Source organism: Sphingomonas sp. P4_G3 (genome assembly GCF_056401105.1).
The window spans coordinates 303,643-323,665 of sequence record NZ_JBFUJZ010000004.1; the positions used below are offsets into that span (position 1 = coordinate 303,643).

Sequence of the window (20,023 nt, forward strand, 5' to 3'; positions counted from 1 at the left end):
TACCCCCTCGCTATGTCGGCTCAGCCTAACGCCGGCGAGCAGGATTGAAAGTCTTTGTCCTCGCCTGGCGGTTTTCGCGGTTCATTCTGCGCCGGCTCCGACCGCCAAACCCCAGCTTTAGCACCGACTAGCGCATCTACATTGACCGTTTTATATCCTATCAAGATGATGGGAATAACGGATCGAGAGGGAAATGGTCGTCCCTCTGGCGAACGCCACCGACAGGCCCGCGGCTTTTGATGGGATGCAGCTTGCTCCGCGTAACCAACGGCTAAAGCGCGATGCAGGGCTGCGTGACGCCCGGCTTCGTTGTCCCCGAGTGAAGGGAATGAAACGATGCGATGTCATGATTCCAATTGTCCGATCGGCTGATCGACTGCTCCTGATCGCCTGACGACTACGCCGACCGGCAGCGCCGGCGGCGCACGCCCGAATTCCATCGAACGCACGTGCCCTGCGAGGGCGCGGCCGGAGGCGATTGCCTGCGGCAAAGGGGACCCCTTCGCCTGATGACCAAGTATCTATTCCTGACGTCTCTCAGCCTGACGACGCTGGCGTCCGCTCTTCCGGCGACTGCCTTCGCCGACGATAAGGTGGCGCCGCCAGCCGCGACCAGCGCCGTCCCCAACGCCGTCGCCGATACCGATGCCGATCCTGAAGGTGGCGGCGACATCGTCGTTACCGCGCGGCGCCGGGCGGAAAGCGCACAGGACGTGCCGATCGCGCTCAGCGTGGTCGACGACAAGGCGCTTGCCGCGACCGGCAATTATTCGCTGGCGCAGATCCAGCAACTCGTGCCCAGCCTCCAGGTCTTCAGCTTCAACCCGCGCAACACCAACGTGAACATCCGCGGCCTGGGCTCGAACGTCGCGCTGACCAATGATGGGCTGGAGAACGGCGTCGGCATCTATATCGACAATGTCTATTACGGTCGCGTCGGCCAGTCGCAATTCGACCTGGTCGACCTGCAGCAGGTCGAAGCGCTGCGCGGCCCTCAGGGTACGCTATTCGGCAAAAACACGACAGCGGGTGCGATCAACATCACCACGCGCGCGCCGAGCTTCGATCCCGAACTATCGGCCGAGGCGTCGCTGGGCGACTATGGCTATCGCCAGTTTCGCGCCTCCGCCTCAGGCGCGCTGATCGGCGATGTCGTCGCCGCCCGGCTGAGCATCGCCGACACCAGGCGCGATGGCTTCCTGACCAACGTCCATGACGGCAGCGATTCGGCCAATTATTATAATTTCAGCCTGCGCGGGCAGCTGCTGATCAAGCCGAGCGACCGCCTTTCGATCAAGCTGATCGGCGATTATTCGCACCAGAAACAGCACCATGTGCTCCAGGTGCTGTCGGGCTTCTTCGGGACCTATGACGACGGTACGCCGATCGCCAATAATTTCCTCAATCGCACCAGCCGGGCCGGCTACATGCCCCTGCCCTTCACCCCCTTTGCGCGGCTCGGCGATTCCGACAGCCCGTACCAGGCCAACATGAAGAGCTATGGCGCATCGGGGCAGGTCGACTGGGACCTTGGCGCCGCGTCTTTGACCTCGATCACCGCCTATCGCTGGTGGGATTGGGATCCGGCTAATGATGGTGATGCCACCGGCCTGCCGGTGGTGACAAAGTCGCAACAGGCCAATCACCAGCGCCAGTTCAGCCAGGAAGTGCGGCTGGCGTCGAAGGGTGACAATCGCATCGATTACGTCATCGGCGCTTACTATTTCTGGCAAATCATCAGAGGAAATGGCGCAGTCGCTTATGGGTCGGCGGCGCCGAATTGGTACCTCCCGACCACCGCCGCAGCGGTCGCCAATGCCGCGCTAAACGGCTTTGAGGCGGATTCGACCTCGACGCCGACGACCCACAGCGCCGCCGTGTTCGGCCAGGCGACGTGGAACGCGACCAGCCGCCTCAAGCTGACTCTGGGGTTGCGCTACACGCACGAGAAGAAAGAGGGTGCGTATAACCAGTTCTGGGTCGCGGGCACCGATCCCTCGACCCTGTCTCCGGCGGCCGGCGCCGCGGTGATCGCGATCCGTAACCAGTTCAACCCGGTCACCTCCTATTCGACCAGTTTCACCGACGACAGCCTCTCGCTGCTGGCCAATCTGTCGTACAAGATCGCGCCCGACGCGCTGATCTATGCGACCTATTCGAGGGGATCGAAGTCCGGCGGCCTCAACCTCACGTCGCTACCGGCCGGCGTCACTCCCGATGTGCGGCCAGAGCGGGTCAATGCCTATGAAGTCGGGCTAAAGGCGCAAGCGCTCGACAAGCGGCTGACCGCGAACCTTGCCGCATTCTGGACCGACATATCCGATTACCAGACCGCGATCACCGAACAGGCGCCGGGCGGCCTCACCTATCGCCAATATATCTCCAACATCCCCAGCGTCCGATCGCGCGGTGCCGAAGCCGATCTCAGCTTCGCACCAACCCGCCTGGTCAGCCTCAATGCCTCGGCTTCCTATACCGACGCGGTCTATATCGATTACCCCAACGCACCGCAGGCGCCCGAGCGGCTCGACCTGGGATCGATCCAGGACCTCAGCGGCAAGCCGCTCGCCGGCGTTCCCAAGTTCACCTACACGCTGGGCGCCGATATTGCCCAACCGGTCGGCCGCATCGCCGGCCAGGCTATCCAGTTCTACGGCCATGCCGATTTCGCGCATCGTTCGTCGCTGAACACGTCGTCGACCAATTCGCGCTATGCCCAGGTGCCCGGTTATGGCGTGCTCAACGCGCGGATCGGCGTGCGGCCGGAAAGCGGCCGCTGGGACCTCTCGGTCTGGGCCCGCAATCTCATCAATACCAAATATTTTCAGACACTTGCTGCTGCCAACACCGGCGTGATCACCGCGTTGCTCGGTGATCCGCGGACGGTCGGCGCCACGCTCCGCATCAAATTGTGAGGTGAACCATGGCTAGCCTGTTCCCACCCCGACCATTGTCCTTCACCGCGCCGACCGACGACGGCGCCGGGCCCGACCGCCCGACCGCGTGGCGCCTGATGGCCCTGTCGGCAGTCGCGGTGCCGGTCGCGGCGGCCGGGCTGCCGCTCGCGGTCTATCTGCCGCCGATCTATGTCCAGAACCACGGTCTGTCGCTTGGTGCGATCGGCCTGATCTTCCTGATCGGGCGGTTGTGGGACGCCTTGCTCGATCCGCTGGTCGGCACACTGAGCGATCGCACCCGCACCCGCTTCGGCCGACGGCGCCCCTGGATCGCCGGAGGTGGCCTGCTATTCGCGCTGGCAGCGGCGTTCCTGTTCTTCCCGCAGGGCCAGGTTTCGGTCGCCTATCTCGCCGCGACCTTGTTCGTCTTCTATCTAGGCTGGACCGCGATCCAGATACCGCTGCTCGCCTGGTCGGGCGAGATTTCGGGCCGCTATCACGAGCGTACGCGGATCGCGACGTTCCAGACGGTGGTGACCGCGTCGGCGCTGTTGCTGACCCTGATTTTACCAACGATCGCCGATCAATGGCGGCCCGGCGACGGCAAGCTGAAGCTCGCGCTGATGGGCGGACTGGTGCTGGCGACGATCCTGCCCGGGCTCGCGCTTACCCTGACCGCTTTCCCCGAGCAGCCGCTGCCCGACGCGCCAGCACGCCGCCGTCCGATCGGCCAGGCGATCCGCACCGTGCTCGCCGACCCGTTGCTGTTGCGCGTGCTCGGCTCCGATTTCGCGGTGACGCTCGGTCAAAATATCCGTGCCTCGCTGATCGTCTTCTATGTCAGCTTCTTCATGCACCGGCCCGATTGGGCGGCGGGTCTGTTCCTGTTCCAGTTCGTGTTCGGAATCCTGGCCGGGCCGATCTGGCTCAGGATCGGCTATCGCCTGGGCAAGCACCGCACCGCGGTCACCGGCGAGATCGTCCAGGTCATCGTCAATCTGGGCCTGCTGCTGGTAACGCCGGATCGCTTCGGCTTGCTGCTCGCATTGACCTTGGCGCAGGGGCTGGCCCAGGGTTCGGGCAATCTGATGCTTCGCGCGATCGTCGCCGACGTCGCCGACAAGCACAGACTCGATCATGGCGAGGACCGTACCGGGCTCTATTTCTCGGTGTTCAGCCTAGCCGGCAAGGCCGCCACCGCGGTCGCGGTCGGGATCGCCCTGCCGCTCGTATCCTGGCTCGGTTTCGACCCCAAGACGGTCAACAGTCCGGCCACGCTGCAGGGGCTCGCCATCGTCTTCGCGATCGGTCCCGCCATCGCCCACGCCTTTTCCGCCTGGCTCGTCAGCGGCTTTCCGCTCGACGAGGCGGCGCATGCCGAAGTCCGCCGCGCGCTGGACGCCCAGGGGGCAGCCCTCGCCCCTGCCGAATGACCCCCATCAACCCCGAAGGAGACGTGCCATGACCAATCTTACCCATGAATTCGTGAATGCGCGGGACGCCGACGCCCTGCTCGACATCGTACCGGTCGCGGGCCGGATCGGCGCAGAAATCCGCGGCGTGAGGCTGTCCGGCGAGCTCGATCAGGTCGCCATCGCCGCGATCCGTGCCGCGCTGGTGCGCCACAAAGTGATCTTTTTTCGCGACCAGGATCATCTCGACGATGCGGCGCAGGAAGCGTTCGCGAAGAAATTCGGCAAGCCGATCGCGCACCCCACCGTGCCGGTTGTCGACGGCAGCAAATATCTGCTCGAGCTCGATTCGAAGGAAGGCTATGCGGCGTCCAGCTGGCATACCGACGTGACGTTCGTCGATGCCTATCCCGAAGCATCGATACTGCGCGCGATAACCATTCCCGAGGCCGGCGGCGACACGCTCTGGGCCAATGGCGTCACCGCCTATCAGGAATTGCCCGAGAGCCTGCGCACGCTGGTCGACGGCCTCTGGGCGCTGCACACCAATCTGTACGATTATGCCGGGACGTTCGGCGAGGCCGACCGCAAGCGGGTCGAGGAGCACCGCAAGGTGTTCGCATCGACCGTCTATGAAACCGAGCACCCCGTTGTCCGCGTCCATCCGGAATCGGGCGAGCGCGCGTTGTTGCTCGGCCATTTCGTCAAGCAGTTCGTCGGGCTGAACGCGGCGGATTCGCAGCGGCTGTTCTCGATCCTGCAGGACCACATCACCAAGCCCGAAAACACCGTGCGCTGGCGCTGGAAGCCGAACGACGTAGCGATCTGGGACAATCGTGCGACCCAGCACCGCGCGATCGCCGATTTCGGGCCGCAGCGCCGCACGCTGCGCCGCGCGACTGTCGCCGGCGACGTGCCGGTGGCGATCGACGGCAGCCGCAGCAGGGTGATCAAACCCGAACTGGTCGCCGTTGCCGCCTGATCGACTTGGCTGGGGTAGCGGCCGCTGCCCCATCCTGGCGCCGCGTCCGTGTCACGCCGGACGCGGCGTCGAAATCATCGTTGCCGGTTCACAGCCCCGCCGTCGCCATCGCCGCGTCGACCGCGGCGCGGCTGGCGTCGTTAGGCTCGGTCATCGGCAGGCGGAGATGCATCGGCCAATCCGGCTTTATCTTGCCGAGCGCGTATTTGACCGGCCCCGGCGAGGCGTCGGTGAACATCGCAACGTGCAACGGGTAAAGGCGATCGTGGAGCGCCAGCGCTTTGACATGATCGCCCGCGGCCCAAGCGGCCTGGAATTCGGCGCACAAGCGCGGCGCTACGTTCGCGGTGACCGAGATGCAGCCGACTCCGCCCATCGCGTTGAACGCCAGCCCGGTTTCGTCATTGCCCGACAATTGGACGAAATCCGGGCCGCAGCCCAGCCGCTGCTCGGTCACCCGGCCGAGGCTGCCGGTCGCGTCCTTCACGCCGATAAAGACCTCGGGGAACGCCTTGACGATCCGCGCCATCGTCGCCGGCTGGATGTCGGTGACGGTGCGCCCAGGCACATTGTAGAGCACGATCGGCAGCGGCGTTTCGCGCGCGATTGCCTCGAAGTGACGGAAAATGCCTTCCTGGCTCGGTCGGTTGTAATAAGGCGGCACCATCAAAGCGGCATCGGCGCCCGCTGCCTTGGCGGCATGGACATTGGCGATCGCGACGCGGGTATCGTTCGACCCGGCGCCAGCCAGCACGGGCACGCGGCGGTTGGTCTGTTCGGCGCAAACGCGAACCGCATAGAAATGCTCGTCGGCTGTCAAGGTAGCGGCCTCACCGGTCGTCCCGACCGGTACCAATCCGGCCGATCCTTCGGTTATTTGCCACTCGACGAGTTCGCGATACGCGTCCTCTGCGAAGGCGCCATCCGCCGCGAACGGCGTGACCAGTGCGGGGATCGATCCCGAAAACATGCTTAAACGCTCCCGCGTGGCGGCGATCCGCCGTTTTTTCGTTGTTTTATATCCTGACAGATAGGGCGCGAGAGCATATCCTGTCCACATGCTTGCGTCGTGGTTCAAAAGCGGGGTTGCCGCCGCCGCCCTTTCGGGGATGGCGGCGACGGGTATGGCGTTCCAGGATCAGCTCGAATGGGCCAAGTCCAAATTGATGGGCGCACCAAGCGCCGACCCCAGGTCGGTCAGCGCCTTGTCGGCGGCGATCACCGAGTGGCGGTCGCTCAGGCAGACCAATAGCGCCCCGTTTGAAAGCTATGCCCGTTTCCTGCTCGCGCATCCGGGATGGCCGGGTGACGTCGCGATGCGCCGCGCCGCCGAAGCGTCGCTGGCGATGCCGGGCTGGTCGCCGTCGACCGCGGTCGCCTTCTTCCGGCGCTATCCGCCACAAACCGGCACGTCCTGGGTTCGCTTTGCGGAGGCGCTGACCGCCACGGGCTCGATGGATGACGCGCGCACGGCCGCACGCAATGCCTGGGCTCAGGGCAGTCTGACGCCAACCGACGAGAGCAAGGTGCTGACGACCTGGCCTGACGCGCTGCTCCCCAAGGACCAGGATGTGCGGATGGACCAGTTGCTGTGGCAGGGCCAGACCGCCGCCGCGGCGCGCCAACTCGCGCTCACCGGCGCCACGCGGCGTCCCCTGTTCGCGGCGCGACTCGCGCTGCGCACCAATGCGCCCGATGCCGGCACTGCCGACGCGATCGGCGCCGGCGATCCGGGCTATCTGGCGGACAAGGCGATCTGGCTGACCAATTCGGGCGCCGCCGGATCGGCGCGCGCGTTGTTGGCTCGACCGCACAATTTCTCCAGCAAACCGCTCGATGTCGACCGCTGGTTCGACCTGCTGCTGCGCAATGCTCGGGCTGCGGTCGACGCGGGCGACTATTCGACCGCGTACAATATCGCCAGCCAAGTCGACGACGCCTATCCCACCGGTACCGACATCGCACTTCGCCCCCTGGCCGAGCGCGACCCGTACACCGATCTCGTCTGGCTCGCCGGGCAGACCGCGCTCAAGCGGCTGGGCCGTCCATCCGACGCGATCGGCATGTTCGTCCGCTATACCGGCGGCTCGCGGTCGACCGCGCTCAAGGCGAAGGGCTTCTACTGGGCGGGGCGGGCCGCTCAAGCCGCCCGGCAAAGCGATGAAGCGACTCGCAACCTCACCGCGGCGGCACGCTATGGCGATCAATTCTACGGCCAGCTGGCAGCCGAGCGCCTCAGTCAGCCTTTATTGGCGCCGGCCGAGCCGACGCCGCCGCCAATCCCGCCCGCAGAGCGCTCGGCCTTCTACAATAACGAGGTGGTCCGCGCGGCGCAGTTCCTCGGCACGGTCGGCGCGCATGAGGATCAGAGCCTGTTTCTGCGCCAGATCGCCAACCTCGCAAGCACCGTCGACGACCATGTGCTGGCCGACGAATTGGCCCGGACGCTGGGGCGACCCGATCTATCGGTGATGGTCGGCCGCAGCGCGCTGTTGAACGGCGTCACCGATTACACCCGTTCGGGATTCCCGACGGTCAATATCCCGGCATCGTCAGCATCGAGCTGGACGATGGCGCATGCGATCATGCGCCAGGAGAGCCAGTTCGACCGCTCGCTGATCAGCCGCGCCGGCGCGCGCGGAATGATGCAGCTGATGAACGGCACCGCGCGTGAGCAGGCGGGCAAGCTCGGGCTCGCCTGGGATCAGGGCATGCTGCTCAGCAGCACCGACTATAACATCCAGCTCGGCACCGCCTATTTCCAGCGCCTCTACAATCAATATGGCAGCTATCCGCTGGCGATCGCCGCCTATAATGCCGGCGCCGGCAACGTGAACAAATGGCTGGCGGCGAACGGCGACCCGCGCACCGGTACGGTCGACTGGATCGACTGGATCGAGGCTATCCCGTTCGACGAGACCAAGCGCTACGTTCAGCACGTGCTGGAAAACGCGGTGGTTTACGACCTGATCAATCCGCAGCGCGCGCTATCGACCGGCAATGCGCGGTTGAGCTGGTATATCGGCAACAAGCGGCCGGGCTGACGACCTGCCCGTCACCCCCGCGAAACTCCCTCCGTCACCCCAGCGAAAGCTGGGGTCTCAGGCGAAGGCGCGATACGGCTTGAGACCTCAGCTTGCGCTGGGGTGACGGGCAGGCTGGGGTGACGGAAGGAGTTTCGCCCGGGCGACGGATGGGGCTATCGAGGCGCGGTGAACGACCGACCCAATTACATCACTCCAGCCGGCTTCGCCGCGCTACGCGCCGAATATGAACAACTGTTCGCCGAGGAACGCCCCAAACTCGTCGAAACGATCGCCTGGGCGGCCGGCAATGGCGATCGCTCGGAGAACGGCGACTATATCTACGGCCGCAAACGGCTGCGCGAAATCGATCGTCGGCTGGGCTGGCTGTCGAAGCGGATGAAAGCGGCGAAGGTGGTCGATCCGGCGCAACAGCCCGATACCAGCCGTGCGTGGTTCGGCTGCACGATCACCGTCGCCGACGAGGAAGACAACCGACGCGTTCTGACCCTGGTCGGCGACGATGAGACCGACGCCGGCAAGGGCCTGATCGGTTGGAGCGCCCCACTTGCCCGCGCCTTGCGGGGAGCCGCGGTCGGTGACCTGCGCCGCGTGACCTTGCCCGCGGGCGAAAAGGAATATGAAGTGATGGCGGTCAGCTATCCCTCCGCCGATGCGACCAAAAAATAACGGCAAAACGTAACGGACCGTTTCTTGCGCGTGGCTGGTCGGTGGTCGTGATAGGCTCTAGATCGATCGCGTAACGAACAGGAGGTCATCCATGCCCATTCCCGCCAGCTGGTCGTCTCAGCTCCAATCGCTGCTGCGTATCGTCACCGCGCTCGGTTTCATGCAGCACGGCGTGTCCAAGTTCTTCGGTATCCCGCCCTTCCCGATGCCGCTCAATCCATTGCTCTACGCCGCGGGCACGCTCGAACTGGTCGGCGGCGGACTGTTCCTGCTCGGCCTGTTCACGCGGCCGGTCGCGTTCATTTTGTCGGGCATGATGGCAGTCGCCTATTTCATGGCGCACGCCCCAAAGAGCGTCTTCCCGGTGGTCAATGGCGGCGAGCCGGCGATGCTCTACGCCTTCATCTTCCTCTTCTTCGCCGCGGCGGGTGCCGGATCGTGGAGCGTCGACGCGCTGCGCAACCGGCCGGCTGCCCGATAACCTCACCCGTGCGGGCGTGATTGCGCTGGCCGCATCGCGCCCGCTACACCGGCGCCATGACCGACGAGACTCATGCCCGCAACATCGCGTTGCTGATCGACGCGGACAATGCCTCGTCGAGCACGCTGGACCCAGTGCTGACGATCCTGGCCGAACTCGGCACGGTCAATATTCGCCGGGTCTATGGGAATTGGTCCAAGCCCGCGCTCAAGGGCTGGCGTGATCAGACGGTCCGCTACGGGATCGAGCCGCAGCAGCAATTCGACCTGACCAAGGGCAAGAACGCGACCGACATGAAGATGACGATCGACGCGATGGACCTGCTCTATCGCGGCCGCGTCCATGGGTTCGGCATCATGTCGTCAGATTCGGACTTCATGCCGTTGGCGATGCGGATCCGCCAGGATGGCCTGCCCGTTTACGGGTTCGGCACGTCGAAGACACCCGAGGCGTTCCGCCAAGCCTGCACCCGATATATCGACGTCACCGCGCTCCGCCAGGCCCCTGCTCCGGAGACCATCAACGGAAACCACGCTGCCGCCGCCAATGGCAAGGCCGAGGTGGACCCGGAACTGCTCAAGCTGCTGGTCGATGCCTATGATGCCGTGAAGCGCGACGAGCGCGGGTTCGTCAACCTGTCCGAACTTGGCGAGCGGGCGGGCAACCGTTCGAGCTTCGATGCGCGCAATTACGGCTATAAGCGCCTGTCCGACCTCATCGAGGCGGTGCCCAATTTTCAGACCGAGCGCCGCGACGGCGGCCGCATCTACGTCAAGCGGGTGCGCTAGCCGCTTGCGCCTAGGCGGCAATCGCCATCAACCCACCGGCCGACGCGCCCGCATTGCCTGAGCGAGCGTACCCTCGTCTAGATAATCGAGCTCGCCACCAACCGGCAGGCCGTGCGCTAATTGCGTAAGCCGCACCGGAAAGCGCTCGATCCGCTCGGCGATGTAATGCGCGGTGGTCTGCCCTTCGAGCGTGGCGTTCATCGCCAGCACGACTTCGTCGATCCCGCCCGCTTCGACCCGGCCGACCAGCTTGGCGATCGCGAGGTCTTCCGGCCGCACGCCGTCGAGCGCCGACAATCGGCCGCCCAGCACGTGGTAACGCCCCGGAAACAGCCGCGAGCGTTCGAGCGCCCAAAGATCGGCGACTTCCTCGACCACGCACAAAGACCGCTGGTCGCGGCGCGGATCGGCGCACACCGCGCACGGATCGCTGGTATCGACATTGCCACAAGTCGAACAGGTGGCGAGCTTCTGGTCCACCGCCTCCAGCGCAGCGAGCAACGGCCCCAATGCCGCCTCGCGCTTCTTGAGCAGATGGAGCACCGCGCGGCGCGCCGAGCGGGGCCCGAGTCCGGGGAGCCGGGCCAGCGCTTGAGTCAGCGCTTCGATTTCCTGCGATGCCATGGGGAACAAATAGGGGGTTGCGTGCCCCCCTGCCAAGGGGCGAAAGGCGTGGCCCATGCGGATCGTCTTCATGGGAACTCCCGATTTCGCCGTTCCGGTGCTCGATGCACTGATCGACGCGGGTCACGACGTCGTGGCGGCATACAGCCAACCGCCCCGCGCCGGCGGGCGGAGAGGCAAGGCGCTGACCCCCTCCCCGGTCCAGGCGCGTGCCGAGACGCTGGGGATCGAGGTGCGCACGCCGCTGTCTTTTCGGAAGGAACCGGGCGCGACCGAGGCTTTCGCGGCACTGGCAGCCGATGTCGCGGTGGTGGCGGCCTATGGGCTGATCCTGCCACAAGCTTTGCTCGACGCGCCGCGATTCGGCTGCCTCAACGTCCACGGTTCGCTGCTGCCTCGCTGGCGTGGCGCCGCGCCGATCCAGCGCGCGATCCTGGCGGGTGATGCCGAGACTGGCGTTGGGATCATGCAGATGGAGGCGGGACTCGATACTGGGCCAGTGCTGCTCGAGGAGCGTACGCCGATCGATGGCAAGACGTCAGGTATCCTTTCCGCGGAATTGGCGGCAATGGGCGCGCGGTTGATGGTGCGCGTGCTCGACGATCCCGCCGCTTTTCCACCCCGGCCGCAGCCCGAGGACGGCGTCACCTATGCGTCAAAGATCGACAAGGCCGAGGCGCGGATCGACTTCACCCGCTCCGCCGTCGAGGTCGAACGCCAGGTCCGCGCGTTCAACCCTGCACCCGGCGCCTATTTCGAATATGCCGGCGAGCGCATCAAGGTGCTCAGCGCCGCCGTCATGGAGCTGTCGGGTGCGCCGGGTGAAGTCCTCGACGGCCAGCTGACCATCGCCTGCGGCAAAGGCACGATCCGTCCGCTCGCGGTGCAGCGCGCCGGACGTGGGGTCATGACGTCAAACGAACTTTTGCGCGGCTTTTCCATCGACATAGGCACGCGCCTGTGACGCGGTTCGCGCTTGCGGTTGAATATGATGGACGCCCGTTCATGGGCTGGCAGCGACAGGACCACGGACCCAGCGTACAAGCCGCGATCGAGCGCGCGGCCAAGGACATCCTCCAGGAAGATGTGACCGCTCACGCCGCCGGCCGCACCGATGCCGGCGTTCATGCGCTGGGCATGCGCGCGCACCTTGACGTCACGCGGGCGATCACGCCGTTCCGCTTGATGGAGGCGCTCAATGCGCGCCTCAGGCCCGATCCGGTGGCGATCCTCGATTGCGCAATCGTGCCCGACGATTGGCATGCACGGTTCTCGTGCCTCGCCCGCCATTACGAATATCGCATCATCTGCCGCCGCGCGCCGCTGACCTGGGAAAAGGGCCTGGCATGGCGCGTACCGCAGGACCTCGATTCCGACGTGATGCATGATGCCGCACAGATACTGGTCGGCCGACACGACTTCACCACGTTCCGATCGGCGCATTGTCAGTCGGACAGCCCGGTCAAGACGCTCGACCGCCTTGACGTCATCCGCAATGGCGAGCGGATCAGCATATTCGCCTCGGCGCGGTCATTCCTGCATCATCAGGTGCGATCGATGGTCGGGTGTCTGGAACTGGTCGGCCAGGGCAAATGGTCGAAAGGCGACCTGAAGGCCGCGTTGGAAGCGGCCGATCGCGCGGCTCTGGGGTTCAACGCACCGCCCGATGGCCTCTATTTCCTGCGCGCCGACTATCCGCCTAGCGGCTGAATCGCGCCGCAAGCTCGACATGGGTCGACCAGCGGAATTGGCCGACCGGCTGTACCCAGTCGAGGCGGTAACCACCTTCGCAAATTATCTGAGCATCGCGTGCGAAACTACTGGGATTGCATGACACATAGGCGATTACGGGAGTCGTTGCCAGTGCCAGCCCGGCCGCCTGGTCACGCGCCCCTGCACGCGGCGGATCGAGTACTACGGCACCAAATCGTCCGAGTTCCTCGACCGTCAGCGGGCGGCGGTAGAGATCGCGATGGTCGGCGAACACCTGCCGTCCCGCACGCCCGGCGGCGGCCTTCAACGACATTATGGCGTCACGCCCTGCTTCGGCGGCATAGACCCGCGCCGGCGCCAGCGAGAGCGCGAAGGTGCCGAGCCCGGCGAACAGGTCCGCGATCGTGCCTGCCTGCCCCACGGCCTCGCGCACTGCGGCAATCAGCGCCGCTTCGCCGTCGCGCGTCGCCTGGAGGAAGCTGCCCGGTGGGAACGGCACGGCGACCCCGCCCAAGGTGATGGTGACAGGATCGGGCTCCCACCGCGTTTCGGGACCCATACCGTCATCGGTCGCGAAGCGGGCGACATTGTGCTGCTGGCAGAAGGCGATAATCGCTTCCGCGGCTTCGAGCCCGTCGAAGCTCGCGCCTATCAGCAATTCCACGCCCTGATCGCATGACGTCATCTGAATATCGGCCCGGCGGCGTTTCAGTCCCAGCCGCGCCAGCAGCTTGCGCAACGGTGCCACCAAGGCGAACAATTCCGGCGCAAGTATATGACATTCCTGAATATCGACGATCGCGTGACTGCCTGACTCGGCGAAGCCCAATCTTATCCGCCCGCCCTTTGCCTCGGCGTGGAGCGAGGCCCGGCGCCGCGCATTGGGCGGCGACACGATCGGTGCTCGGATGTCGGTTTCCAACTCGTGCGCGGCGAGCGCCCCCGCGATGCGGTCGGTGATGAACGCCGCATAGCTCGCATCGTCGAGATGCTGGAGCTGACACCCACCACAGGTCGGGAAGTGACGGCAAGGCGGTATCTGGTGATGCGGGCCTCGCGTGACCGAGCCATCGGCGTTGAGCACGTCGCCGGGCGCCGCCAGCGCCGCATGACGCCCATCCGCCGTGACGCCCTCGCCACGCGCGGCGACGCGGATGATCGTGTCGACAGTCATCGCAGACACTCCGCGATCGCGCGGGGAAGGCATGGGATCAGATCGTCGGCGGCAAAAGCCGGCCCCGCGAGCTGGGCGGCGCGGCCGTGAAGCCATACGGCCGCCTCAGCCGCTGCGAGTGGCGCCACGCCTCCGGCCAGACGCGCGCCGAGCAGGCCGGCGAGCACGTCGCCGGTGCCTGCCGTCGACAACCAGGACGATCCGCCGGCATAGACCCGCACATCGCCTTGAGGCGTCGCAATGACCGTGTCCGCCCCCTTGTGCACGATGACCGCTCCGGCATCAGCCGCGGCCGCGAGTGTACGATCGATCTTGCTCCCCTTCCCCTCACCAAACATCCGGTCGAACTCGCCGCTATGCGGAGTCAGGCAGGTCGGCGCGGCGCGACTGCGCAGCCGGCCGACATCGCGCCCGATCAGGCTCAGCGCGTCACCATCGAGCACCAGCGGACGCGCCGAGGCGATCGCCGCGTCCAGCCTCTCCCTCACATCTTCTTCCCGACCTAACCCAGGGCCGATCACCACCGCCCCCGTGCGTTCGTCTCCGAGCAGCTTGTCGAACTCCGTTATCGGCCGATGGACGATGGCGTTCGGTCCGTGGCGGTCATCTTCGCCGACCCGGACGACATAGCCGGCGCCGCCATGCAGCGCCGCGTTCGACGCGAGCCTGGCCGCACCAGGCATGTGCCCTTCCAGCACGGCCACGAGGCCGCGAGTATATTTGTGGCTGTGCGGCCCGGGCTCGCTCAGTCGAGGCATCGCGACCGTCCGCCAGGTCGTGGCGATCGGGATACCGATATCATCGAGCAGGAGCTGGCCGCAGCGGTCGAGGCCGTCGCCGAGCAGATGTGCGGGCTTGAGCGCACCCAGCGCAAGCGTGACCATCGCGCCGGCCGCCCCTAAGTCGCGGCCGAAATCCGTGTCCATGCCCGAGGGCAGATCGATCGCAAGGGTGAAGTGGGCCGCAGTCACCAGTCGCTGCAATTGGCCGACGACGTCGGGCGCCAGCGGACGAGTCAGGCCCGTTCCGAATAGCCCGTCGACGACGATTGGCCGCGCCTGTGCGTCCGCAAGGTCGCTAACAGCGCCGCTCCATTCGGCGCGCATCGTGGCGGCAACGCCTTCCTTTGCCTGTCCGAGCGCGGCAACCGTGACGTCATGCCCGCTCTTGGCCAGCAGACGCGCGGCGACCCAGGCATCACCGCCATTATTGCCGGGACCGGCCAGCACCAGCACCGGCCGCCCCATCGCAAAGCGCGCCGTCTCGCGCGCCACGGCGGCCCCGGCCCGCTCCATCAATTCGGCTTGCGGAACGCCGCCGGCAAACACCGCTTCCTCCGCCGCGCGCATCGCGGCGGCGGTGACGATCGGTAAGCCTTCAATCGGAATCATTTGGCGCTATTAGCGCCCTTGCCCTTCATCGTCGCGGGCAAACGGAAGCGGTCGCCGCCGATCGCCACTTCGATCTGGTGATCGGCGATGATGGTGACCTTGGCCGCCTCGGCACCGTCAGCCGCGACCACACCACGCCCGTCCTTGACCACCAACAGGCGGCGGAACCCGCCATCGGGCTTATGCACGGTCAGGATCAGCCCCTCGGTCGATTGCACGCGATCAAGCGTGCATTGGCGCGAGAAAGCGGCATTGCCCGCGGGTGCGCAGACGATGCGGCCATYGTCCTCGGCATCCGCACTCGCCTGGGCGAGCGCGTTGTCGAATTCGCTATTGCCGTTGCCGGCCGACGATCGCGGGTCGGCCGAACAGGCAGTGAGAATCAGGATCGACCCTATCGCGAGCGCGCTAGATATCCGCGTAAACATGAGTTTCGGCCGCCGCTCCAGGATGGGTCACGGCGCCCTTATAGGCAGGGCCGACATTCTGCGCATAGCGCCACAAAGCGCCCGACCCATAATCGGACACCCGCGCTTTCCACGCCTTGCGGCGCTCGGTCAGCACATCTTCCGCGACGTCGAGATCGATCGTACCCGCCTCGGCGTCGATGCGGATCATGTCGCCGTCCTCGACCAGCGCGATCGGGCCGCACTCGGCGGCCTCAGGCCCGACATGGCCGATGCAGAAGCCGCGGGTCGCGCCCGAAAAGCGCCCGTCGGTGATCAGCGCGACTTTCTCGCCCATGCCCTGGCCGTATAGAGCCGCGGTGGTCGATAGCATCTCGCGCATGCCCGGGCCGCCCTTGGGGCCCTCGTAACGGATGACGATGACCTCGCCTTCGTTGATCTGGCGCGCCTCGACCGCGGCGAAACACTCTTCCTCGCAATCGAACACCCGCGCGGGACCGGCGAATTGCAGGTGATGGAGACCGGCGACCTTCACGATCGCGCCATCGGGCGCCAAGGTGCCGCGCAGGCCGACAACGCCGCCGGTCGGGGTGATCGGCGTCTTTGCGTCATAAATGACCTTCTGGTCGGGGTTCCAGGTGACCTGATCGATATTCTCGCCCAAGGTCTTGCCGGTCACCGTCAGGCAATCGCCATGCAGGAAGCCTTCGGTCAGCAAGGTCTTCATCAGCATATAGACCCCGCCGGCATCGTACATGTCGCGCGCGACATATTGCCCGCCGGGCTGGAGGTCGGCGCAATAAGGCGTGGTCTTGAAGATCTCGGCGACGTCGAAGAGGTCGAACTCGATCCCCGCTTCATGCGCCATCGCCGGCAGATGGAGCGCGCCATTGGTCGATCCGCCGGTCGCCGCGACGATCCGAGCGGCGTTCTCGAACGCCTGCCGGGTGCAGATGTCGCGCGGGCGGATATTCTTCGCCAGCAACTCCATCACCTGGGCGCCCGCCGACACCGCGATCTGTTCGCGCGTCGTGTAAGGAGCCGGCACCATATTGCTGTTGGGCAAGGATAATCCAATCGCCTCACCGACGCACGCCATGGTGTTGGCGGTATATTGTCCACCGCACGCGCCGTGCCCGGGACAAGCGACGCGTTCGAGCTCGTGCACTTCGGAAAGCGGGCAATTGCCGGCGGCGTAGCGGCCGACCACCTCGAACACATCCTTCACCGTGACGTCACGGTCGTGAAAGCGCCCGGGCAGGATCGATCCGCCATAGACGAAGATCGACGGGATATTGAGGCGTAGCATCGCCATCATCATCCCCGGCAGCGACTTGTCGCACCCGGCAAAGCCGACCAGCGCGTCATAGCAATGGCCGCGCACCGACAGTTCGACCGAATCGGCGATGACCTCGCGGCTGACCAAAGACGCCTTCATCCCCTGGTGCCCCATGGCGATGCCGTCGGTCACGGTGATCGTATTGAACCGCCGCGGCATGCCCCCGCCCTGCTCCACCCCGCGCCGCGCGGCATCGGCCTGCGCGTCGAGCGTGGTGTTGCACGGTGCCGAATCGTTGCCGGCGGAGGCGAGCGCGACAAACGGACGCGCGATCTCCTCCTCGGTCAGGCCCATGGCGTAATAATAGCTGCGGTGCGGGGCGCGCTCCGGACCGACCGAGACATGGCGGCTGGGGAGTTTCGATTTGTCGAATGTGTGGGTCATGGCGCGACGCCTATGTCGCGAGAAGGTCCGTTTGCGCAAGACTATTGCTGAGAAAGGTGTGGCGGGGAGCGGCCGAAGCCGCTCCCACGACCGATGACGTCCGGTTTTGTGGCCGGAGACCATGCGCGGGCGCGGCGTGGAGACGGACCTGCGTAGCTGTCACCCAGCAAGTTGGGGGCCAGTTGAGGACTCGCGCGGCTGACGATGGTTAAGCGCGGTTCGGCGGTCCCGCCCTGGTACGCAAATCTGTCACGCGAGTGTCGATTCGAGACACCACCAATCGGGTTGGACGGCGGCGATCGCGTGGCGCGCTGCGGTGCGCGCGATCTGGCTATCGAACAGAGCGAAGCAGGTGGCGCCCGATCCGGACATGCGGGCGAGAATGACGCCGGGTTGTGCGGCGAGCAAGCCGACCACGGCTTCGATCACAGGAGCGATTCTGCGCGCCGGAGCTTCGAGATCGTTGCGACCCTCGATTGCAACCCCAAGCCATTCCGTCATTCCGGGCTCGTCCCGGCATCCACCGTGCAACACAGCCCCGGCGCTGGGGTTTTGCGGCACGGTGGACCCCGGCACAAGGCCGGGATGACGGGGGAATAGAGGGCCGCGATCGATGTCGTCCCAGCCACGGAACACCGCACCGGTCGAGACGGCGACCCCGGGGTTCACCAGCAACACGGGAATGCCCGACAACTCGTCGATCAGCTCAAGCCGCTCGCCTCGCCCGCCTCCGATCGCGCTTTTGCCGAGCAAGCAGGCAGGAACATCCGACCCAAGTTCGAGTGCGATATCGGCCAGATCTGCCGGATCAATGCCCTTCAGCCGCGCCAGCGCTCGCAACGTGGCGGCAGCGTCGGCCGACCCACCACCGATTCCCGACGCCACGGGCAAATTCTTGTCGAGGGTGATCGCGAGCGCGGGCAACGGCCCGTGCACGGCCGCGAAGGCATCGCGTGCGGCAAGCACCAAATTGCCGCTCTCGCCGGCTAGCGCGGGGCCGAACGGGCCGGTCAGCGCGAAGCTGTCGCGATCGGCCTCTTCGATCGACACGCTGTCGCCATCGCGCAGGAACGCGAACAATGTCTCGATCTCGTGATAGCCATCGGCGCGCCGGGCGCGAACGTGGAGGGCGAGATTGATCTTGGCCGGAGCCGCTTCGACGATGGTCACGAGCGTTTCGTGGCCGGGCCGTTGAGGATCTTGGCGTCGAGTCTCGCCGTCGCTCCGGGCGTCGCCACCACCCGCGCAGCTTTCCAGGCGTACCGTGCCTCGTACCGGCGCCCGACAGCCCAATAGACGTCGCCGAGATGCTCGGCGATCTCGGCATCGGCGGGGGCCGCGGCCCCGGCCGATTCGAGCAGGGGTAGCGCGCGGTCGGCGTCGCCGCGCCGGAAATAGGCCCAGCCGAGCGAATCGGCGATGGCCGGCTGGTTCGGCGCCAGGGCATTAGCCTTTTCGAGCATCGCGAGCGCGCGCACCGCGTCGCCGCCATGCTCGATCAGCGAATAGCCGTAATAATTGAGCGCGACCGCCTGATCAGGGCCCAACGCCACGGCGCGTTCGAGCGCGGCTCGGGCCAGTTCCCAACGGCCGGCCTTGTCGTACGCCGATCCGATCTGCAGCCAAACCGACCAGCCGGCATCGTCGCCCAGCCGGTCGCGCGCCTTCTCATACGCCACCGCAGCCTCGAGCGGACGGTTCGCGATCAGCAGCATGTTGCCGAAATGCTCGGCGCTATCGGCATCGCCGTCGGGGGCTTCTGCGAGCGCCTTGGCGGTGGCGATTGCCCCCGGCATGTCGCCCTTGGCCCGCAGCACCTCGACGCGGATCGACTGGGCGAGCGCGCGATAGGCCGTGCCCGGCGCAATCTCGCCCAACACGGTCAGCGCGCGGTCGTGCGCGCCCTGACGTTCGAGCGCGGCGGCAAGCAACAGGCGCGCGCGTCCGTCATCGGGATCGAGGATCAGCGCCGAGCGCGCCAGCGTGATCGCGATCGGGGTCGTGCCAGGGTCGGTCAGATCGGCGGCAAGGCGCGTGTAGAGCCGCGCGATACCGATCATCGGCGTCGCCTTGACGGCACGAAGGTGACGTCGCACCGTCGCCACTTCGGGATCGGGGCCGCTGAGCAGGTCAGCTGCGAGAGCGTCACTGCCCTGCCCCATCAGCAATTCCGCTGACGAATAGCGCAAATCGAGGCCCCCGCTGCTGCCGCGCAATTCCGCCGACAGCGCCTTGGCGGCACCCGGAATATCGTTCCGCGCGATCAGGATCAGCGCGCGCTGTTCGAGCAGGATATGCTGGACAGCGCCGGTGCGGTCGGTCGCGGCGAGTCCGGCGGTGGGATCGCCACCGCGGCCGAATTCCTGCCAGGCGCGGACCGCGGGCACGAAGAAATCGAACGGCGTCTTGTCGAGCGACGCCAATGCCTTGTCGACGGCGGCGGGACTGCCGCTCTTCAGAGCATCGGCGAGGAGCAGCAGTTTGGCATCGTTCGGCGCGTCGGCGCCCAAAGCTGTCACCGCACGACGCGCGAGCGCCAGGTCGCCCGCCGCCATTGCCTGGCGAAACGCACGGTTGGCGACGGTCGGATCGCCGGGAGCATTGGTCAGCGCAATGCCATATTGCTGGGCCGCCACGCCGACATTGCCGTTCGCCGCCGCAATCCGCGCGCGGCCGAACGCGCCATAGTCGTCGGCCTGCGCGCTCGCCGGAACGAAG

17 protein-coding genes are annotated in these 20,023 nt (G+C 66.1%); 9 read left to right on the top strand and 8 right to left on the bottom strand.

Annotated features, from left to right (window positions below; all coding sequences use genetic code 11):
• Window positions 1-509 precede the first annotated feature (509 nt).
• The 3 genes from AC1DQQ_RS13295 to AC1DQQ_RS13305 are packed head-to-tail and all read left to right on the top strand — an operon-like array spanning window position 510 to window position 5,291.
• Window positions 510-2,915 carry a TonB-dependent receptor gene (locus AC1DQQ_RS13295; protein WP_478045444.1) on the top strand — a complete coding sequence of 802 codons (2,406 nt, stop codon included), beginning with the start codon at window positions 510-512 and terminating at the stop codon, window positions 2,913-2,915.
• Window positions 2,916-2,923: 8 nt separating this feature from the next.
• Window positions 2,924-4,330 carry an MFS transporter gene (locus AC1DQQ_RS13300; protein ID WP_478045445.1) on the top strand — a complete coding sequence of 469 codons (1,407 nt, stop codon included), beginning with the start codon at window positions 2,924-2,926 and terminating at the stop codon, window positions 4,328-4,330.
• A 28-nt stretch (window positions 4,331-4,358) separates the two neighbouring features.
• On the top strand, window positions 4,359-5,291 hold the full coding sequence (locus tag AC1DQQ_RS13305; RefSeq protein ID WP_478045446.1) for a TauD/TfdA dioxygenase family protein: 933 nt from the start codon (window positions 4,359-4,361) through the stop codon (window positions 5,289-5,291).
• An 88-nt stretch (window positions 5,292-5,379) separates the two neighbouring features.
• Here AC1DQQ_RS13305 and dapA read toward each other — a convergent pair whose 3' ends face one another.
• Entirely contained in the window at window positions 5,380-6,261 is an 882-nt protein-coding gene (gene dapA / locus AC1DQQ_RS13310; RefSeq protein WP_478045447.1) for a 4-hydroxy-tetrahydrodipicolinate synthase, read from the bottom strand.
• A 154-nt stretch (window positions 6,262-6,415) separates the two neighbouring features.
• Between dapA and AC1DQQ_RS13315 the strand changes: the two genes are divergently transcribed.
• The 4 genes from AC1DQQ_RS13315 (at window position 6,416) to AC1DQQ_RS13330 (ending at window position 10,273) form a co-directional block, all read left to right on the top strand.
• Window positions 6,416-8,335 (top strand): lytic transglycosylase domain-containing protein, encoded by a 1,920-nt coding sequence (locus tag AC1DQQ_RS13315; RefSeq protein WP_478045448.1) that lies wholly within the window; start codon window positions 6,416-6,418, stop codon window positions 8,333-8,335.
• Window positions 8,336-8,503: 168 nt separating this feature from the next.
• Window positions 8,504-9,004, top strand: coding sequence for a GreA/GreB family elongation factor (locus AC1DQQ_RS13320; protein ID WP_478045449.1), 501 nt, complete (start codon window positions 8,504-8,506; stop codon window positions 9,002-9,004).
• Window positions 9,005-9,095: 91 nt separating this feature from the next.
• Window positions 9,096-9,485, top strand: a complete 390-nt coding sequence (locus AC1DQQ_RS13325) for a DoxX family protein (protein WP_478030173.1) — start codon at window positions 9,096-9,098, stop codon at window positions 9,483-9,485.
• A 56-nt stretch (window positions 9,486-9,541) separates the two neighbouring features.
• On the top strand, window positions 9,542-10,273 hold the full coding sequence (locus AC1DQQ_RS13330) for an NYN domain-containing protein (RefSeq protein ID WP_478030174.1): 732 nt from the start codon (window positions 9,542-9,544) through the stop codon (window positions 10,271-10,273).
• A gap of 27 nt (window positions 10,274-10,300) precedes the next feature.
• Here the strand turns inward: AC1DQQ_RS13330 and recR are convergent, their stop codons facing one another.
• The gene (gene recR / locus AC1DQQ_RS13335) at window positions 10,301-10,897 is read right to left on the bottom strand and encodes a recombination mediator RecR (protein ID WP_066806585.1); all 597 of its coding nucleotides are present in this window, start codon (window positions 10,895-10,897) and stop codon (window positions 10,301-10,303) included.
• 55 nt (window positions 10,898-10,952) lie between these two features.
• On the opposite strand from recR, the gene fmt reads away from it, so the two are divergent.
• Window positions 10,953-11,861 carry a methionyl-tRNA formyltransferase gene (gene fmt / locus AC1DQQ_RS13340; RefSeq protein ID WP_478040943.1) on the top strand — a complete coding sequence of 303 codons (909 nt, stop codon included), beginning with the start codon at window positions 10,953-10,955 and terminating at the stop codon, window positions 11,859-11,861.
• A complete protein-coding gene (truA, locus tag AC1DQQ_RS13345; RefSeq protein ID WP_478040944.1) occupies window positions 11,858-12,607 on the top strand; it encodes a tRNA pseudouridine(38-40) synthase TruA in 750 nt (249 codons plus the stop codon). The genes fmt and truA overlap by 4 nt, the downstream gene beginning before the upstream one ends.
• Here the strand turns inward: truA and AC1DQQ_RS13350 are convergent.
• The 6 genes from AC1DQQ_RS13350 to AC1DQQ_RS13375 form a co-directional block, all read right to left on the bottom strand.
• Complete coding sequence (locus AC1DQQ_RS13350) at window positions 12,597-13,784, bottom strand: class I SAM-dependent RNA methyltransferase (RefSeq protein WP_478045450.1); 1,188 nt, start codon at window positions 13,782-13,784, stop codon at window positions 12,597-12,599. The two genes, truA and AC1DQQ_RS13350, sit on opposite strands and share 11 nt — an antisense overlap.
• Window positions 13,781-15,175: an NAD(P)H-hydrate dehydratase gene (locus tag AC1DQQ_RS13355; protein ID WP_478045451.1), complete on the bottom strand. Its 1,395-nt coding sequence runs from the start codon at window positions 15,173-15,175 to the stop codon at window positions 13,781-13,783. Before AC1DQQ_RS13355 ends, AC1DQQ_RS13350 begins: the two co-directional genes overlap by 4 nt.
• Window positions 15,172-15,603, bottom strand: a complete 432-nt coding sequence (locus tag AC1DQQ_RS13360; protein ID WP_478045452.1) for a hypothetical protein — start codon at window positions 15,601-15,603, stop codon at window positions 15,172-15,174. Before AC1DQQ_RS13360 ends, AC1DQQ_RS13355 begins: the two co-directional genes overlap by 4 nt.
• The gene (gene ilvD / locus AC1DQQ_RS13365) at window positions 15,584-17,305 is read right to left on the bottom strand and encodes a dihydroxy-acid dehydratase (RefSeq protein ID WP_478030181.1); all 1,722 of its coding nucleotides are present in this window, start codon (window positions 17,303-17,305) and stop codon (window positions 15,584-15,586) included. The genes AC1DQQ_RS13360 and ilvD overlap by 20 nt, the downstream gene beginning before the upstream one ends.
• Before the next feature lie 249 nt (window positions 17,306-17,554).
• Window positions 17,555-18,475 (bottom strand): 4-(cytidine 5'-diphospho)-2-C-methyl-D-erythritol kinase, encoded by a 921-nt coding sequence (locus tag AC1DQQ_RS13370; RefSeq protein WP_478045453.1) that lies wholly within the window; start codon window positions 18,473-18,475, stop codon window positions 17,555-17,557.
• Window positions 18,472-19,941, bottom strand: coding sequence for a tetratricopeptide repeat protein (locus AC1DQQ_RS13375; protein ID WP_478045454.1), 1,470 nt, complete (start codon window positions 19,939-19,941; stop codon window positions 18,472-18,474). The genes AC1DQQ_RS13370 and AC1DQQ_RS13375 overlap by 4 nt, the downstream gene beginning before the upstream one ends.
• Between the last annotated feature and the right edge of the window lie 82 nt (window positions 19,942-20,023).

Excerpts from the sequence above, each read along its gene's own strand:
- dapA (WP_478045447.1), bottom strand. The coding sequence starts at position 6,261 with ATGTTTTCGGGATCGATCCCCGCACTGGTCACGCCGTTCGCGGCGGAT.
- ilvD (WP_478030181.1), bottom strand. The coding sequence starts at position 17,305 with ATGACCCACACATTCGACAAATCGAAACTCCCCAGCCGCCATGTCTCG.
- AC1DQQ_RS13350 (WP_478045450.1), bottom strand. The coding sequence starts at position 13,784 with ATGACTGTCGACACGATCATCCGCGTCGCCGCGCGTGGCGAGGGCGTC.
- AC1DQQ_RS13355 (WP_478045451.1), bottom strand. The coding sequence starts at position 15,175 with ATGATTCCGATTGAAGGCTTACCGATCGTCACCGCCGCCGCGATGCGC.
- AC1DQQ_RS13315 (WP_478045448.1), top strand. The coding sequence starts at position 6,416 with ATGGCGTTCCAGGATCAGCTCGAATGGGCCAAGTCCAAATTGATGGGC.
- AC1DQQ_RS13295 (WP_478045444.1), top strand. The coding sequence starts at position 510 with ATGACCAAGTATCTATTCCTGACGTCTCTCAGCCTGACGACGCTGGCG.
- AC1DQQ_RS13300 (WP_478045445.1), top strand. The coding sequence starts at position 2,924 with ATGGCTAGCCTGTTCCCACCCCGACCATTGTCCTTCACCGCGCCGACC.
- recR (WP_066806585.1), bottom strand. The coding sequence starts at position 10,897 with ATGGCATCGCAGGAAATCGAAGCGCTGACTCAAGCGCTGGCCCGGCTC.
- AC1DQQ_RS13330 (WP_478030174.1), top strand. The coding sequence starts at position 9,542 with ATGACCGACGAGACTCATGCCCGCAACATCGCGTTGCTGATCGACGCG.
- AC1DQQ_RS13325 (WP_478030173.1), top strand. The coding sequence starts at position 9,096 with ATGCCCATTCCCGCCAGCTGGTCGTCTCAGCTCCAATCGCTGCTGCGT.
- AC1DQQ_RS13305 (WP_478045446.1), top strand. The coding sequence starts at position 4,359 with ATGACCAATCTTACCCATGAATTCGTGAATGCGCGGGACGCCGACGCC.
- fmt (WP_478040943.1), top strand. The coding sequence starts at position 10,953 with ATGCGGATCGTCTTCATGGGAACTCCCGATTTCGCCGTTCCGGTGCTC.